Raw genomic sequence first — 13,806 nt, forward strand, 5'->3', positions numbered from 1 at the left:
GGGCCGGCTTCTACGGGGGGCGGGCCGGGTCCCCCCCCGGGGGGGGTTTGTCCCCCCCAACCCCCCCCGGCCACTCCGCCATCAGGGCGGAATCCAGCTCCTCCATCGTGGCGGTGATGCCGAGATGAGCGAGGCTGGTCACCCCAAATTCGGGGATGCCACAGGGCACGATGCCCGCGAAATGCGACAGTTCCGGCTCGACGTTCAGCGCGATGCCGTGCCACGACACCCAGCGCGACACGCGCACGCCGATAGCGCCGATCTTCGCCTCGCCCACCGGCGTGTCGGCGACCCAGATGCCGACGCGGCCCGCGCGCCGCTCCCCCTTCACGTTGAAGCGCCACAGCGCCCGGATCATCCATTCCTCCAGCGCGTGGACGTAGCAGCGCACGTCACGCGGCGGCATGCCGCCATGGGGGCGGGACAGGTCCAGCATGACATAGGCGGTGCGCTGGCCGGGGCCATGATAGGTCCACTGCCCGCCGCGCCCCGCCTCGTAATGCGGGAAGCGCCGCTCCAGCAACTCCTCCGGCTTGGCGGAGGTGCCGGCGGTGTAGCTGGGCGGATGTTCCACCATCCAGACCCGTTCGGCCGCGCCCTCGTCGCGGATCGCCGCGACATGGACCCTCATCTGGGCCAGGGCGTCGGGATAGGGGGTGAGACCTGGGGAAATCACCCATTCGGGGCCGGTTGAACCCATGGCTTTCCTGCGCTAAAGCCACCCCGCGTCGCGGTCGTGGCGGAATGGTAGACGCGCTAGCTTGAGGTGCTAGTGGGGGCAACCCCGTGGAAGTTCGAATCTTCTCGACCGCACCATCCGGCGCCGCCCGGACCAGATGAAGGCCGAAGCGCGGCGCTTCCGCCCACCGGGAATCCCTTCGCGCATGACGCGTTTCCTCGCCGGGCTCGCGCTTACGCCGCGTAGCCCGCTTTTCTGCTGGGGCGTCGCCATCCTGGCGTTCCTGGTGGCCTTCGGGATGCGCCTCGCCCTGGAGCCCTTGCTGCCCACCGGCTTCCCGTTCCTCACCTTCTTTCCGGCGGTGATCATCGTCGCCTTCCTGTGCGGCGCCCTGGCGGGGGCGACGGTGGCGGTCGCGTCGCTTTTCGCATCCCACTACTTCTTCCTCGCGCCCACCGGCTCGCTTGAGCTGACCCCGAGCCGGGCGCTGGCCCTCGGCTTCTTCGCGTTGATCGCGGCGGTGGACATCGCGCTGATCCGCGCCATGACGCATTCGCTCCATCGGGTGCGGGAGGAACGGGAGCGCAACCGCCGCCTCGCTGAGTCACGCGAGACGCTGTATCGCGAGCTGCAGCACCGCATCTCCAACAACTTGCAGATGGTCTCCTCCTTGATCGCTGTCGAAAGCCGGGCGGTGACGGATGAGCGCGCGCGCCACGTGCTGCAGGACGCGCAGCGGCGCCCCGGCCTGATCTCGCGTCTCCATCGCCAGCTTCACGACCCGGAGGCGACGGAGATCCGCATGGACGAGTTCCTGCCGGAGCTTTGCGAGGACACGCTCGCCACTGCGGGGGCCTGCGACCGCGTGCGCTATGTCCTGCGCGCCGCGCCCATCGCCCTGTCCCCGGCGCGTGCCATCCCGGTCGGCCTCATCGCCGCCGAGCTCGTGGCCAATGCGCTGGAGCACGGCCTGCCCGGCGGGCGCGCGGGGAGCCTCACGGTCACCCTCGCGGATGAGGGGGATGGGGTCGCGTCGCTTTCCGTCGAGGATGACGGGGAGGGGCTGCCGGACGGCTTCGATTTGGGCGCCTCCAACAGCCTCGGCCTGCAGATCGTGCGGCAGCTTGCCGAGCAGTTGGGCGGGGAGTTCCGACTTGCTGGCACGCGTGGCGCCGCGGCGCGGATGCGCTTCCCCATCCGGGAGGGGTGACGCCGCGGTTTTGCCGCTGCGCCAAGGCGGCTATGGTCGTTCCCGACCAGGGGACACCGATGGACGAAGACCTCCGCCGTGCCGCGCTCGACTATCACCGCCTTCCGCGGCCCGGGAAGCTCACGGTCGAGCCGACCAAGCGCATGGCCTCCCAGCGCGACCTGTCGCTGGCTTATTCGCCTGGCGTCGCCGCCGCCTGCGAGGAGATCGCGCGCGACCCTCAGACCGCCTGGGACTACACGACGCGCGGCAACATGGTGGCGGTGATCACCAACGGCACCGCCGTGCTGGGGCTAGGCAATATCGGCCCGCTCGCCTCCAAGCCGGTCATGGAAGGCAAGGCGGTGCTGTTCAAAAAGTTCGCGGGCATCGATTCCGTGGACATCGAGGTGGACGCGATCGACCCCGACCGCTTCGTGGAGGTGGTGGCGGCGCTGGAACCCTCCTTCGGCGCCATCAACCTGGAGGACATCCGCGCGCCGGAATGCTTCGAGATCGAGCGCCGCCTGCGCGAGCGGATGAAGATCCCCGTCTTCCACGACGACCAGCACGGGACCGCCATCATCGTCGCCGCCGCAATCCGCAACGGCCTCCTCGTCCAGGGCAAGCGGCTGGACGAGGTGAGGCTGGTGAACACGGGCGGCGGCGCGGCCGCCCTCGCCTGCCTGGACCTGCTGGTGGCCATGGGGCTGCGGCGGGAGAACGTGACGGTCTGCGACATCGAGGGCGTGGTCTGGGAGGGACGCCCGGGCACCGACCCCTACAAGGCGCGCTACGCGCAGCCCACGGAGGCACGACGCCTGGAGGAGGTGCTGGACGGCGCCGACATCTTCCTCGGCCTTTCGGCGCCGCGCGTGCTGAAGGCGGAATGGCTGAGCCGCCTGGCGCCGCGCCCCCTGGTCCTGGCCCTGGCGAACCCGGAGCCGGAGATCCTGCCGGAGGCGGTGCGCGCGGCGCGGCCCGACGCCATCGTCGCGACGGGGCGAACGGACTATCCGAACCAGGTCAACAACGTCCTCTGCTTCCCCTTCATCTTCCGCGGCGCGCTCGATGCCGGCGCGACCACGATCAACGAGGTGATGAAGGTCGCCGCCGTCGAGGCCATCGCGGCGCTGGCGCGGGTGGAGGCGAGCGAGGTGGTGGCCGCCGCCTATGGCGGCACGCCGCCGCTCTTCGGGTCGGAATACATCATCCCCAAGCCCTTCGACCCGCGCCTGATCCTGGAAGTAGCGCCGGCGGTAGCGAAGGCTGCGATGGAAAGCGGCGTCGCGACGCGCCCCATCGCCGATCTCGAGGCCTATCGGCGCGAGCTTGGGCGCTTCGTGTTCCGCTCGGGCAATCTGATGCGGCCGGTGCAGGAACTGGCGCGGTCCCGCCCCGTGCGCATCGTCTTCGGCGAGGGCGAGGACGAGCGCACGCTCCGCGCCGTGCAGACCGTGCTGGACGAGGGCACGGCTGAGCCCATTCTGGTGGGGCGGCGCGAGGTGGTGGAGGCGCGCATCCGGTCGCTGGGCCTGCGCATGGAAATCGGCGGCTCCGTCCAGGTCGTCCATCCGCTGGAAGATCCGGAACTCTTCGCGCCGCTGGTGCGGCTCTACCAGGGCAAGGTGGGCCGGCGCGGCATCACCCCCGACGCGGCGGCGCGGCGCGTCGAAAGCCGCAACACCATCGCAGCCTCCCTGCTGCTGGAATCCGGGGAGGCCGAGGCCGCCATCGTCGGCGGGACGGGCGACTGGATGCGCCACTGGGAACACGTGCTGGCGTGCATCGGCAAGCACCCAGACGCAGGGCGCGCCTATGCCATGTCCGCCCTGATCCTTCCGGCGGGCACGCTGTTCTTCGTGGACACGCACTTGCTCCTTGACCCCACGGCCGAGCAGCTCTGCGAGATGGTGCAGCTGGCGGCGGAGGAGGTGCGCGGCTTCGGCATCCCGCCCAAGGTGGCGCTGCTGTCGCATTCCTCCTTCGGCGCATCCGGCGCGGAGTCGGCGCGCAAGATGCGCGCGGCGTTGCACCTGATCCGCGAGCGGGCGCCCGATCTCGAGGTGGATGGCGAGATGCACGCGGACGCGGCGCTGGTGCCGGCGATCCGTGCCCGCGCCGTGCCCGACCCGACGCTGGAGGGCCCAGCCAACCTGCTGATCTTTCCGGGAATCGATTCCGCCAATATCGCCTTCAACCTCGCCAAGGCGGTGAGCGAAGGGTTGCAGCTGGGGCCCATGCTGCTCGGCATGAACAAGCCGGTGCACATCATGGTGCCCAGCGTGACGGCGCGCGGCATCGCGAACCTCGCCGCAGTGGCGGCGGCACAGGTGAACCGGGGCTGAGGCGGCGCGCCCTGGTTTCCCGCCGGGGCAGCCCCACATTTCCCCTCATGGCGCAGCTTCCCGCCCCCAAATCCGGCGGCGCCGTGGCAGAGTTCCTGCGGCGCCTCGATACGCTTCCAGCGGTCCGTCCCACAGGGCGCGGGCGGCTGCTCTTTGCCGTGGACGCGACCGCCAGCCGGCAACCCAGCTGGGACCGAGCCTGCCACGTCCAGGCCGAGATGTTCGTCGCCGCCGAGGGGCTGGGCGGGCTGGCCGTCCAGCTTTGCTACTGGCGCGGCCATCGCGAATTCGCCGCAACGCCCTTCCTGACGGATGCTTCCGAACTGGCGCGGCGCATGTCCGGCGTTTCGGTGTTGGCCGGTCAGACTCAGATCCATCGTTGTTTGGAACACGCGCTGCGCGAAACGACCGCGGAGCGTGTCCACGCCCTGGTGCTGGTGGGCGATGCGCTGGAGGAGGCGATCGACCCGATCGGCCACCTCGCGGCGCAGCTTGGGCTGCGCGGCACGCCGGTCTTCTGCTTCCAGGAAGGCGGCGACCAGCAGGTGGAATGGGCTTTCCGGCAGATCGCCAAGCTTTCCGGCGGCGCCTGGGCACCCTTCGACTCCGCGAGCCCGGATGCCCTGCGCGACCTGCTGCGCGCCGTGGCGGTCTTCGCGGCGGGTGGGCGATCGGCCCTGGCGAAGCTGCCGGGCCGCGCTGCCTCGGGCATCGCGGGGCAGCTTCCCGCGCCGCGGCGGGGCTAGAGGATGGCCTATCTCGCCCTTGGGGGGCTGGCGCTGGTCCTGACCCTGGCCCTGCTTCACGGCTTCGCCAACGCGAAGCCGGGGCAGGTGAGGGTGGCGCTGACTTGGTCCCTCGGGATTGCCGGGGCTGGGCTGCTCGCGCTGATGCTGATGAGCGGGCGCGGGGCCGGAGCCTTCTGGGCGCTGTTCCTGTTCGGCCCGGCCATTGCCCAGGCGGTGCGCGGCTGGTGGACGCGGCGCCGCTTCCGCCGCCCCACCCCGGGCGGCGAGGCCAGCGGCGTCGAGACCGACACGCTGGAGATGCGCCTCGACATGGAGACCGGAGCCCTGTCCGGCCGGGTGCGCCAAGGCCCCTTCGGTGGGCGCGAACTTGGCGGCCTGTCCCTGCCTGAGTTGCTGATGCTGCTGGAGCATTGCGCCGCCGTGGACGGGGAAAGCGTCGGCCTGCTGGAAGCGTGGCTCGACCGCGCCCATCCGGGCTGGCGCGAGGAAACCCACCACGAGGAACCGCCGCGTTCCGCCTCCGGCCGGATGGGGCGGGAGGAGGCACTTACGATCCTCGGGCTTCCGGAGGGTGCGACCGAGGCGGAGATCCGCGCCGCGCATCGTCGCCTGATGCAGTCCGCCCACCCGGATCGCGGCGGCAGCGACTGGCTCGCGGCCCAGGTGAACGAGGCGCGGAACGTGCTGCTGGGCGGGTAGGGAAACTACCCCCGCCCCGACCCGTTTCCCCTGCATGCAGATCCAGATCAACACCGATGATGGCGTTCGCGGCAGCGAGGACTTCACCCAGCGCCTGGCGGAAGAGATCCAGCGTGCGCTGGGCCGCTTCTCCGACCAGATCACGCGCATCGAGGTGCATCTGGGCGACGCCAACTCCCCCAAGAAGGGCGGCGATAACGACATGCGCTGCGCGATGGAGGCGCGGCCCACGGGGCAGAAGCCCGTGGCAGTGACGCATCACGCCGCGACGCCGCACGAGGCCGCGCAGGGAGCCACGCGGAAGCTGCGCGCCCTCCTCGACACGCAACTCGGGAAACGGACCGAGGTGAAGGGCGCCCCCACCATCCGTGACGGGGCGCTGGACCTCTGACCTAGGCCATGGCGCCGCGCGCGGCGACCGGCCAGAGCGATTCCACGCGGCCCTTCCGCACGCCGACATACCAGTCGAAGCGATCCACCGTCGGGTCGCAATGACCGGGGACGAGGCGGAGCTTCTCCCCCAGGCGCGGGCGCAGGGACGGGTCCTCGACCGTCAGCTTGCCGTGCTCGTCGCTCGCCCCGGCGTAGGAGACGCCCGGGCGGTCCCAGACCAGCGGGAGGCCGCTATCGGTCGGGATGGCCTTGTGACCCGCATCCACCACGGCGATGTGCGGCTGCGCCGCGCTCATGACGGTTGCCAGGACAAAGAGGGCGTGGCGGAAGGGCGGTGCCTCCTCGTTGCGGGCATAGTCCGCATCCATGAAGGCGTAGGAGCCGGCCTGGATCTCCGTGTAGACGCCGCTCGCCGCCTCGTGGCGGAAGGTGCCGGTGCCGGCGCCACCCACCACCGGACAGTCGAGGCCGCGCTGCCGAAGCTGCTCCACCGTCCGCCGCGCCGCGTCGGCGGCCTGCGCGATGGTCTCCGTGCGCCGCTCCGGCGCGCGGATGTGCTGCGCCGAGCCGTGATAGGCCTGAAGCCCGCCGAAGGTGAGGTGGCGCGACGCGGCGATGCGCTCCGCCAGTTCCACCGCGGGCGGACCGGGTTCGACGCCGCAGCGGGCCGCGCCGACATCGATCTCGACCAGCACGGGAATCCGCACCCCCGCCGCCTCGGCTGCCGCCTCGATCGCGGCGACCTGCGCCGCGTCATCCGTGCAAACCGAAACGCGGCTGATCCGCGCCAGGGCCATGAGCCGCGCCAGCTTGCGCGCGCCCCAAACCTGATTGGTCACCATCACGTCCGGGATGCCGCCCCAGGCCAGCACCTCCGCCTCAGCGACCTTCTGCACGCATTGGCCGATCGCGCCACGCTCCATCTGCAGCCGCGCAATGACCGGCGACTTATGGGTCTTGGCGTGGGCGCGCAGCTTCACCGGATGCTCGGCCAGCAGCGCCGCCATGGCGTCGAGATTCCCCTCGAAGGCGTCGAGGTCGAGCAGGAGGGCAGGGGTGTCCACCTCCTCCTCGCGCATTCCGGGTTCGGCGGGCGGCGGCTGCATCATGGTCGGTCCTCACGTTCCGACGCATGATGCGGGCATGATCCCCAGCGATCCAGAGGTGGTGGTGATCGGCGCGGGCTGCGCCGGCATCGCGGCGGCCCGCGCCCTGCGCGCGGCCGGGCGAAGCTGCGTCGTGCTGGAGGGCAGCGGGCGCGTCGGCGGGCGGGCCTGGACCGAATCTGCCTCGCTGGGCGCGCCCTTCGACCACGGCGCGACCTGGCTGCACCAGGCGGACGAGAATCTGCTTACCCCGCATGCCGGCCCCGCCTGTGACCACGATGCGCTGCGCGAGCGCCACCTTTGGCTCGGCACGCGCTTCGCGACACCCGAGGAGCTGGACGATCACGCAAGGGCCGCCGATGCCTTCGACGCGGCGGTGGATGCCCCGCGCGAAGGACCCGACGTGTCGGTCGCGGCGGTCGCGCCGCGCGGCAGTCGTTGGAGCGCCAGCATCGCCCATTGGCTTGGCAACCAGATCAACGCGGCGCCGCTGGAGGAGATCTCGCTGGAGGATTTCCTCAAGACCGATCTGGGCGGTCCCAACCTGCTGCCGGAGCAGGGGGTGGGCGCGATCGTCGCGCGGCTGGCGGAGGGGCTTCCCATCCGTCTCGGCGCGCGGGTGGATAGGCTGCGCTGGGACGGGGTTGAGGTCGTGGCCGAAGGCGTCTTCGGTGCGGTGCGGGCGCGCTCGGCCATCGTTTCCGTTTCTACCGGGGTGCTGGCCTCCGGCGGCATCCGCTTCACGCCGGACCTCCCGCCCGAGGTGATGGAGGCGGTGCACGGCCTGCCCATGGGGCTACTCACCAAGCTCGGATTCCGCCTGCCGGAGCCGGAGCGCTTCCCCGTCGCGCCCTTCCACTCGGTCCGGCAGGTGCCCAGCGCCGCCGCGCCGCATCCCTTCGGCTGGATCGTCCGTCCCTTCGGGCGCGACCATCTCTTCGGCTTCGTGGGCGGCGAGCGCGCCTGGGACTTGTCGCGCGAAGGCCCGGCGGCGTTGGAGGACGCGGCGCGGCGCGACTTGCGCGACATCTTCGGCGACGCGCCGCTCGGTCCCGCCGTGCTGACGCGATGGGGTGCCGACCCGCTTTTCCTGGGCGCCTATACCCACGCGCGTCCGGGCCACCATGCGAGCCGCGCCGTGCTCGCGCGGCCCCTGGGCGGCGGGCGCCTCGTCCTCGCCGGGGAGGCGACGCATTCGCGCTTCGCCGGCACGGTGGCCGGGGCGTGGCTTTCGGGCGAGGCGGCGTCGCGCCTCGCCCGGTAGGGATCAGCCCATCTGAAGCTGAAGGTCGCGCACCAGCGGTCGCACATGCGCCACCTGGGCGTGGACGGTGGCCCCGAACTCCGCCGGTGAGTTGCCGCCGGGCTCCGCGCCAAGTTCCTCGATGCGGGCGGCGATGGGGGCGTGGCGCGCCGCCGCCGCGATCTCGGAATGCAGCCGCGTCAGGATGGGCTCCGGCGTGCGGGCGGGGGCGAAGAACCCGTTCCAGCCGAGAAGCTCGGCATTGGGGAAGCCCTGCTCCCGCACCGTGGGCACGTCCGGCACGGCGCGGGCGCGCGTGGCCGACAGCGTGGCGACGGGCTTCAGCGCTCCGCCGCGAATGTGCTGGAGCGACGAGGAAAGCTGGTCGCCGCCGAAATGGATGCGTCCCGCCAGCATCTCCTGCACCAGCGGCGCGGCGCCGCGGAAGGGCACGTGCTCCATCGGGAAGCTCCCGTCGCGCTTCAGCACCTCGCCCACCAGGTTCATGGTCGAGCCGGGGCCGGTGGAGCCATAGAAAGGCGCGGTGGACTGGCGCTTCGCCCACTCGGCCATCTCGTGCAGGTTGTTGGCGGGCACATCCTTGGCCACCAGCAGCATCATCGGAACGTTGGCGCCGAGGGTGATCGGGGCGAAGTCGCGCTCCATGGAGTGGGGCGCGCGGCCCATGTGCTCCAGCGCCGCCGTCGTGGTGCTGAAGGTGAGGTTGTGGAACAGCAGCGTCTGCCCATCGGGCGGCGCCTTCGCCACCACGTCCGCGCCGATGGAGCCGCCGGCGCCGCCGCGATTCTCCACGACGACGGAGGTGCCGAGCGTTTCCGTCAGGCGCTGCGCGTAGAGCCGGGCGAGGATGTCAGTGGTGCCGCCGGCCGGAAAGGGCACGACGACGCGGATGGGACCGTTCGGGGTCCAGTTCTGCGCGCGGGCGAGGGCGGGCAGGAACAGCGGAGCGGCCAGGAGCGCGCGGCGGGTGGTCATGGACTTCCTCCTTCGCGCGGCCCTCTTTTGGCGGGGCCGCGCGAAGGAAGTTTGGAAACGCCGGAGCGCCGGGGTCAATGCCCCGCGTTGTTGCCTGAGAAATCCGGCGCGGCGAGGCCGGAGGCTTCCAACTGCCGGACCAGCTGCGCCTTTAGCCGCTCCAGCCCGTCCTCGCTCGACGCCTCGCAGCGAGCGACCAGCACGGCCTGGGTGTTTGAGGCGCGCAGGAGCCACCACCCATCGGGCGAATTCACCCGGACGCCGTCCACGGCCGAGACATCCGCCCCCTCAGCGGCGAGGCGCTGGCGCACCTCCTCCACCACGGAGAACTTGCGGCCCTCGTCGCAGTCGAAGCGAAGCTCCGGCGTGTTGATCACCTGCGGCATGGCGGCGCGCGTCTCGGAGAGCGAGCCGTCCATCCGCGCCACGATGCCCAGCAGGCGCACGGCGGAATAAAGCGCGTCGTCGAAGCCGTACCACTTGTCGGCGAAGAAGATGTGGCCCGACATCTCGCCGGCCAGGGGCGCGCCCGTCTCGGCCATCTTGGCCTTGATCAGCGAGTGGCCGGTCTTCCACATCAGCGGCTTGCCGCCGGCCTTCGCCACCTCGTCGAACAGGACCTGGCTGGCCTTCACGTCGGCGATGATCGTCTCGCCCGGACGATGGCGCAGGACGTCGCGTGCCAGCACGACCAGGAGCTGGTCGCCGAACAGGATGTTGCCCTCGTTGTCCACGACGCCGATGCGGTCGGCATCGCCATCGAGGGCGATGCCGAGATCGGCGCCCACCCGCGCCACCTCGGCGATGATCTGCTCGAGGTTCTTGGCCACGGTGGGGTCGGGGTGATGGGCGGGGAAAGTGCCGTCGATCGTGCCGTTGATGACGGTGTGCCGGCCCGGGATCTCCTGCACCAGCCGGTTCACGATCTCCGCGCCCGAGCCGTTGCCCGGGTCCCAGACCACGGTCAGGGCGCGGTCGCCGCCGTCGTAGTCCTTCATCATCCGGGCGACGTAGTCGGCCGCGAGGTCCACGCTGCGCTCGCTGCCCTTGGCTTCCGGCACCACGTCGCCGGCGGCGGCCATGCGGCCGAGCTCCTGGATATCCTTGCCGAAGAAGGGCTTGCGGCCGAGCATGGACTTGAAGCCGTTGTAGTCGGGCGGGTTGTGGCTGCCCGTGACCATGATGGCCCCGTCCGCCTCCAGAGCGTAGGCCGCATAGTAGAGCAGGGGTGTCGGCCCGGTGCCGACGCGCAGCACCTCCATCCCGCTTGCCATCAATCCCTCGACGAGACGCGGCTCCAGCTCCGGCGAGGACAGGCGACCGTCGCGGCCCACCGCGACACGGGAGCCACCGGCGCGGGACACGATGGTGCCGAAGACCCGCCCGATGGCGAAGGCATCATCGGCCGAAAGGGACTTCCCGACGATTCCGCGGATGTCGTACTCGCGCAGGGTCGTGGGATCGAAGCTGTGGGTAAAGCCGGCCATGGGGCGCCTCAGCGGTAGGAGGGGAGGAAGGCGCGGACCCCGTCCGCGAGGTCGGGGCGGCGCAGGGCAAAGGCGATCTGCGCCTCCAGGAAGCCCAGCTTGTCGCCGCAATCAAAGCGCCTTCCCTGGTAGCGCAGCCCGTGGAAGGGCTGGACGCCGATCAGCTTCGCCATGCCGTCGGTCAGCTGGACCTCGCCGCCCGCGCCCTTCTCCATCTTGGCGAGGTGGCCGATCACCTCGGGCATCAGCACGTAGCGGCCGATGACGGTGAGGTTGGAGGGAGCCTCATCCACCTTAGGCTTCTCGACGAGGCCCCTCACCTCGACGAGGCGGCCATCATCCTTGCCTGGCGCAAGGACGCCGTACTTGTTCACCCGCTCGCGGGGGACTTCCTCGACGGCGACGACGTTGCCTCCGGTCTCGCGATAGGCGTCGGCCAGCTGCTTCGTGCAGGATACGTCGCACATCATCAGGTCGTCGGGCAGCAGGATGGCGAAGGGCTCGTCGTTGATGAAGTGACGGGCGCTCCAGATCGCGTGGCCGAGGCCCATGGGCACCTGCTGCCGCGTCGTGACGACGGAGCCGGGGGGCAGGGCGGCGGCGCGAAGTTCGGCCAGTTCCTTGGCCTTGCCGCGTTCCTCCAGCGTGCGCTCGAGTTCGAAGGCGACATCGAACTGCTCGACGATGGCGGTCTTGCCGCGGCCGGTGACGAAGCAGAACTGCTCGATCCCCGCCTCGCGCGCCTCGTCCACCGCGTACTGGATGAGCGGCCGGTCCACGACCGGGAGGAGTTCCTTGGCCACGGTCTTGGTGGCGGGAAGGAACCGGGTGCCGAGGCCGGCCACCGGCATCACGGCCTTCCTGAGGGGCTTGGTCACGAGGCGTTCACTCCGCAAGGGCTGTCGAGCCGGGATGCCACGCCCGGCTTCCTTCGCCAAGCGGGGCTCCTGTCAGCCGCGGGTGGTGCGGGAGCCCGGGCGCGACGTGGCGGGGCGGGAACGCGTCGCTGGGGTCGCGGCGGGGCGGGTGGAAGCCGGCCGGGAAGCGGCCGGGCGTGCCGGGTTGGCCGGGCGGTGGATCACGCGGACCGGCCGCTGCGCCGTCGGCCGGGCCGCGGGGCGCGCCGTGGCGGCGCGGCTGCCCTGGGCGCGGCTGCTTTCGGCCCGGCTGGCCGCGGCGGCGGCGCGGCGGGAGGCCGGCGTGTTGGGCGTGGCGACGGGGGCCACCACGCGGATCGGCGTGGGCCGGGAAATGGGGGCCGAAGCCATGGCGGCGCCGCGGCGCACGCCCATGCGGTCGAAGCCGTCATCCAGCAGCTCGGCCATGTGGCGGTTGCGCTGGTACCAGGAATTGCCGCCGAACACCGCGCCGACCAGCCGCACCCCGTCGCGCTGGGCGGAGGTGACGATGTTAAAGCCGGAGGCGTTGATGAAACCCGTCTTGATGCCGTCGGCGCCCGGATAGTCGTGCAGCATGCCGTTGTGGTTGCGGATCATCTGCCGCCCATGGGCGAACTGCGTCACCGCGAAATAGGAGTAGCGGTCCGGAAAATCGGTGAAGAGGCGCCGGCCGAGCAGCGCCATGTCCCGGGCCGTCGTCACCTGCTCCGGGTCCGGCAGGCCGGAGGCGTTGCGGAAGGTGGTGCGCGTCATGCCGAGGGAGCGGGCGCGCATGGTCATCATGCGGCCGAAGGCCTCCTCGCTGCCCGCCAGGTGCTCGCCTACCGCCGATGCGACGTCGTTGGCCGACCGGGTGACGAGGGCCAGGATTGCCGTTTCGGCGCTGATCGTGCCGCCTGCAGGAACGCCGAGCTTGGACGGGGGGCGGGAGGCCGCGGTGCCGGAAAAGCGGATGGGCGTGGAAAGGTCCACGCGGCCGGCCTGCATCGCCTCGAACAGCATGTAGAGGGTCATCATCTTGGTGAGCGAGGCGGGATGCCGGAGGTCATCCGCGTTGGTGGCGGAGAGTACGTTGCCCGACCGGGCTTCGGTCACGATGGAGGCGTAGCGGGGACTTTCGAGAAGCTGCGCCTGGGCTGGGATGGCCGCGGTCACGGCAAAGGCAGCGCACAAGGCCAGACGCCGCGCGAGGACAGGCAGTCGCATCTCAGGAAATCCCCCCATTTGACGGATGCGCACCCCCCCAGGTGCGGAACCATCCTCGACAAGGGAACACCATGCCTTTCGGCCTGTCCAGCGGTTTCGGGCAAAATTGGCCGTTATCCGTAGGTTAACGGATTTTGTGCAGTGCACAAAAAATCCCTTGCATCCAGCTTCCGCCTCGCCTAGATAGGTTTTGCTGCATCGCAGCATATGCCGTCCGTGCCCTTTCGGGATCGGGACGGTCCGAACGAGCATGAGAAGGGTAGAGACCATGAAGTCCCAGGCAGACGTGAAGAAGGTGATGTCCGACGCCGCGCAGGTTGGCCAGACGGCCGTTGCCGAGACGACCGTGCAGGCGCGCGCCACCGTCGAGAAGGGCCTCGAGCAGGCCAACAAGACCGCCGCCGACATGCTGAAGGTCGCCGAGGAGGCCAACGAGTTCGGCCGCGGCAACCTGGAGGCCGTCACCAAGGCCAGCCAGCTTTACATGACCGGCATGCAGGACCTGTCCCGCCAGACCCTGGCGATGCTGCAGGCCCTGTCCGATCACACGCTGGAGGGGGTGAAGACCCTGTCCACCGCGAAGTCGCTGAAGGAAGCCGCCGAGTTCCAGGCCTCCTTCGCCAAGACGACCTTCGAGCGTGCGATGAACGACACGGTCAAGCTGCAGGAGGCCGCGTTCAAGCTGGCCGAGCAGAGCTTCGCCCCGATCACCGCCCGCATGACGCTGGCGATGGAGAAGGTGGGCAAGCCCCTCGCCGCCTGAAGTGCGCAAAGGGGGCCGGCTCGCCGGTCCCCTCCATCCGGGGCGCCCC

13 protein-coding genes and 1 tRNA gene are annotated in these 13,806 nt (G+C 70.7%); 8 read left to right on the forward strand and 6 right to left on the reverse strand.

The features are described from left to right. Positions 1–10 precede the first annotated feature (10 nt). A complete protein-coding gene (gene lipB / locus OF850_RS00675; protein ID WP_301587739.1) occupies positions 11–700 on the reverse strand; it encodes a lipoyl(octanoyl) transferase LipB in 690 nt (229 codons plus the stop codon). A gap of 30 nt (positions 701–730) precedes the next feature. Between lipB and OF850_RS00680 the strand changes: the two genes are divergently transcribed. From OF850_RS00680 to OF850_RS00705, 6 genes are all read left to right on the forward strand, one after another. After that, positions 731–816: transfer RNA gene (locus OF850_RS00680), tRNA-Leu, on the forward strand. A 68-nt stretch (positions 817–884) separates the two neighbouring features. Further along, entirely contained in the window at positions 885–1,889 is a 1,005-nt protein-coding gene (locus OF850_RS00685; protein WP_301587740.1) for a sensor histidine kinase, read from the forward strand. A gap of 59 nt (positions 1,890–1,948) precedes the next feature. Continuing rightward, a complete protein-coding gene (locus OF850_RS00690) occupies positions 1,949–4,216 on the forward strand; it encodes an NADP-dependent malic enzyme (protein WP_301587741.1) in 2,268 nt (755 codons plus the stop codon). 47 nt (positions 4,217–4,263) lie between these two features. After that, entirely contained in the window at positions 4,264–4,962 is a 699-nt protein-coding gene (locus tag OF850_RS00695; RefSeq protein ID WP_301587742.1) for a VWA domain-containing protein, read from the forward strand. Between the two features lie 3 nt (positions 4,963–4,965). Next, the gene (locus OF850_RS00700) at positions 4,966–5,664 is read left to right on the forward strand and encodes a J domain-containing protein (RefSeq protein ID WP_301587743.1); all 699 of its coding nucleotides are present in this window, start codon (positions 4,966–4,968) and stop codon (positions 5,662–5,664) included. Between the two features lie 34 nt (positions 5,665–5,698). Next, positions 5,699–6,055, forward strand: a complete 357-nt coding sequence (locus OF850_RS00705) for a hypothetical protein (RefSeq protein WP_301587744.1) — start codon at positions 5,699–5,701, stop codon at positions 6,053–6,055. 1 nt (position 6,056) lies between these two features. Here the strand turns inward: OF850_RS00705 and OF850_RS00710 are convergent, their stop codons facing one another. Next, positions 6,057–7,166: a DSD1 family PLP-dependent enzyme gene (locus OF850_RS00710; protein ID WP_301587745.1), complete on the reverse strand. Its 1,110-nt coding sequence runs from the start codon at positions 7,164–7,166 to the stop codon at positions 6,057–6,059. A gap of 34 nt (positions 7,167–7,200) precedes the next feature. On the opposite strand from OF850_RS00710, the gene OF850_RS00715 reads away from it, so the two are divergent. Continuing rightward, on the forward strand, positions 7,201–8,427 hold the full coding sequence (locus OF850_RS00715) for a flavin monoamine oxidase family protein (protein ID WP_301587746.1): 1,227 nt from the start codon (positions 7,201–7,203) through the stop codon (positions 8,425–8,427). A 3-nt stretch (positions 8,428–8,430) separates the two neighbouring features. Here the strand turns inward: OF850_RS00715 and OF850_RS00720 are convergent, their stop codons facing one another. The 4 genes from OF850_RS00720 to OF850_RS00735 all read right to left on the reverse strand — a co-directional run bounded on the left by OF850_RS00720 (position 8,431) and on the right by OF850_RS00735 (position 12,994). Continuing rightward, entirely contained in the window at positions 8,431–9,402 is a 972-nt protein-coding gene (locus OF850_RS00720) for a Bug family tripartite tricarboxylate transporter substrate binding protein (RefSeq protein WP_301587747.1), read from the reverse strand. Between the two features lie 74 nt (positions 9,403–9,476). Continuing rightward, on the reverse strand, positions 9,477–10,889 hold the full coding sequence (pgmG, locus tag OF850_RS00725; RefSeq protein WP_301587748.1) for a phosphoglucomutase/phosphomannomutase PgmG: 1,413 nt from the start codon (positions 10,887–10,889) through the stop codon (positions 9,477–9,479). 8 nt (positions 10,890–10,897) lie between these two features. After that, complete coding sequence (locus OF850_RS00730) at positions 10,898–11,740, reverse strand: UTP--glucose-1-phosphate uridylyltransferase (protein WP_301588834.1); 843 nt, start codon at positions 11,738–11,740, stop codon at positions 10,898–10,900. A 99-nt stretch (positions 11,741–11,839) separates the two neighbouring features. After that, positions 11,840–12,994: a D-alanyl-D-alanine carboxypeptidase family protein gene (locus OF850_RS00735; RefSeq protein WP_301587749.1), complete on the reverse strand. Its 1,155-nt coding sequence runs from the start codon at positions 12,992–12,994 to the stop codon at positions 11,840–11,842. Positions 12,995–13,262: 268 nt separating this feature from the next. On the opposite strand from OF850_RS00735, the gene OF850_RS00740 reads away from it, so the two are divergent. Next, positions 13,263–13,757 carry a phasin family protein gene (locus tag OF850_RS00740; protein WP_301587750.1) on the forward strand — a complete coding sequence of 165 codons (495 nt, stop codon included), beginning with the start codon at positions 13,263–13,265 and terminating at the stop codon, positions 13,755–13,757. Positions 13,758–13,806 lie beyond the last annotated feature (49 nt).

It is taken from the genome of Sabulicella glaciei (genome assembly GCF_026183895.1).
In the GTDB taxonomy this organism is placed as follows: domain Bacteria; phylum Pseudomonadota; class Alphaproteobacteria; order Acetobacterales; family Acetobacteraceae; genus Roseococcus; species Roseococcus glaciei.

Coding starts and splice junctions, on each gene's coding strand:
- OF850_RS00690 (WP_301587741.1), top strand. CDS start 1,949: ATGGACGAAGACCTCCGCCGTGCCGCGCTCGACTATCACCGCCTTCCG.
- OF850_RS00740 (WP_301587750.1), top strand. CDS start 13,263: ATGAAGTCCCAGGCAGACGTGAAGAAGGTGATGTCCGACGCCGCGCAG.
- OF850_RS00715 (WP_301587746.1), top strand. CDS start 7,201: ATGATCCCCAGCGATCCAGAGGTGGTGGTGATCGGCGCGGGCTGCGCC.
- OF850_RS00685 (WP_301587740.1), top strand. CDS start 885: ATGACGCGTTTCCTCGCCGGGCTCGCGCTTACGCCGCGTAGCCCGCTT.
- OF850_RS00710 (WP_301587745.1), bottom strand. CDS start 7,166: ATGATGCAGCCGCCGCCCGCCGAACCCGGAATGCGCGAGGAGGAGGTG.
- OF850_RS00700 (WP_301587743.1), top strand. CDS start 4,966: ATGGCCTATCTCGCCCTTGGGGGGCTGGCGCTGGTCCTGACCCTGGCC.
- OF850_RS00730 (WP_301588834.1), bottom strand. CDS start 11,740: ATGCCGGTGGCCGGCCTCGGCACCCGGTTCCTTCCCGCCACCAAGACC.
- OF850_RS00695 (WP_301587742.1), top strand. CDS start 4,264: ATGGCGCAGCTTCCCGCCCCCAAATCCGGCGGCGCCGTGGCAGAGTTC.
- OF850_RS00720 (WP_301587747.1), bottom strand. CDS start 9,402: ATGACCACCCGCCGCGCGCTCCTGGCCGCTCCGCTGTTCCTGCCCGCC.
- lipB (WP_301587739.1), bottom strand. CDS start 700: ATGGGTTCAACCGGCCCCGAATGGGTGATTTCCCCAGGTCTCACCCCC.
- OF850_RS00705 (WP_301587744.1), top strand. CDS start 5,699: ATGCAGATCCAGATCAACACCGATGATGGCGTTCGCGGCAGCGAGGAC.
- pgmG (WP_301587748.1), bottom strand. CDS start 10,889: ATGGCCGGCTTTACCCACAGCTTCGATCCCACGACCCTGCGCGAGTAC.
- OF850_RS00735 (WP_301587749.1), bottom strand. CDS start 12,994: ATGCGACTGCCTGTCCTCGCGCGGCGTCTGGCCTTGTGCGCTGCCTTT.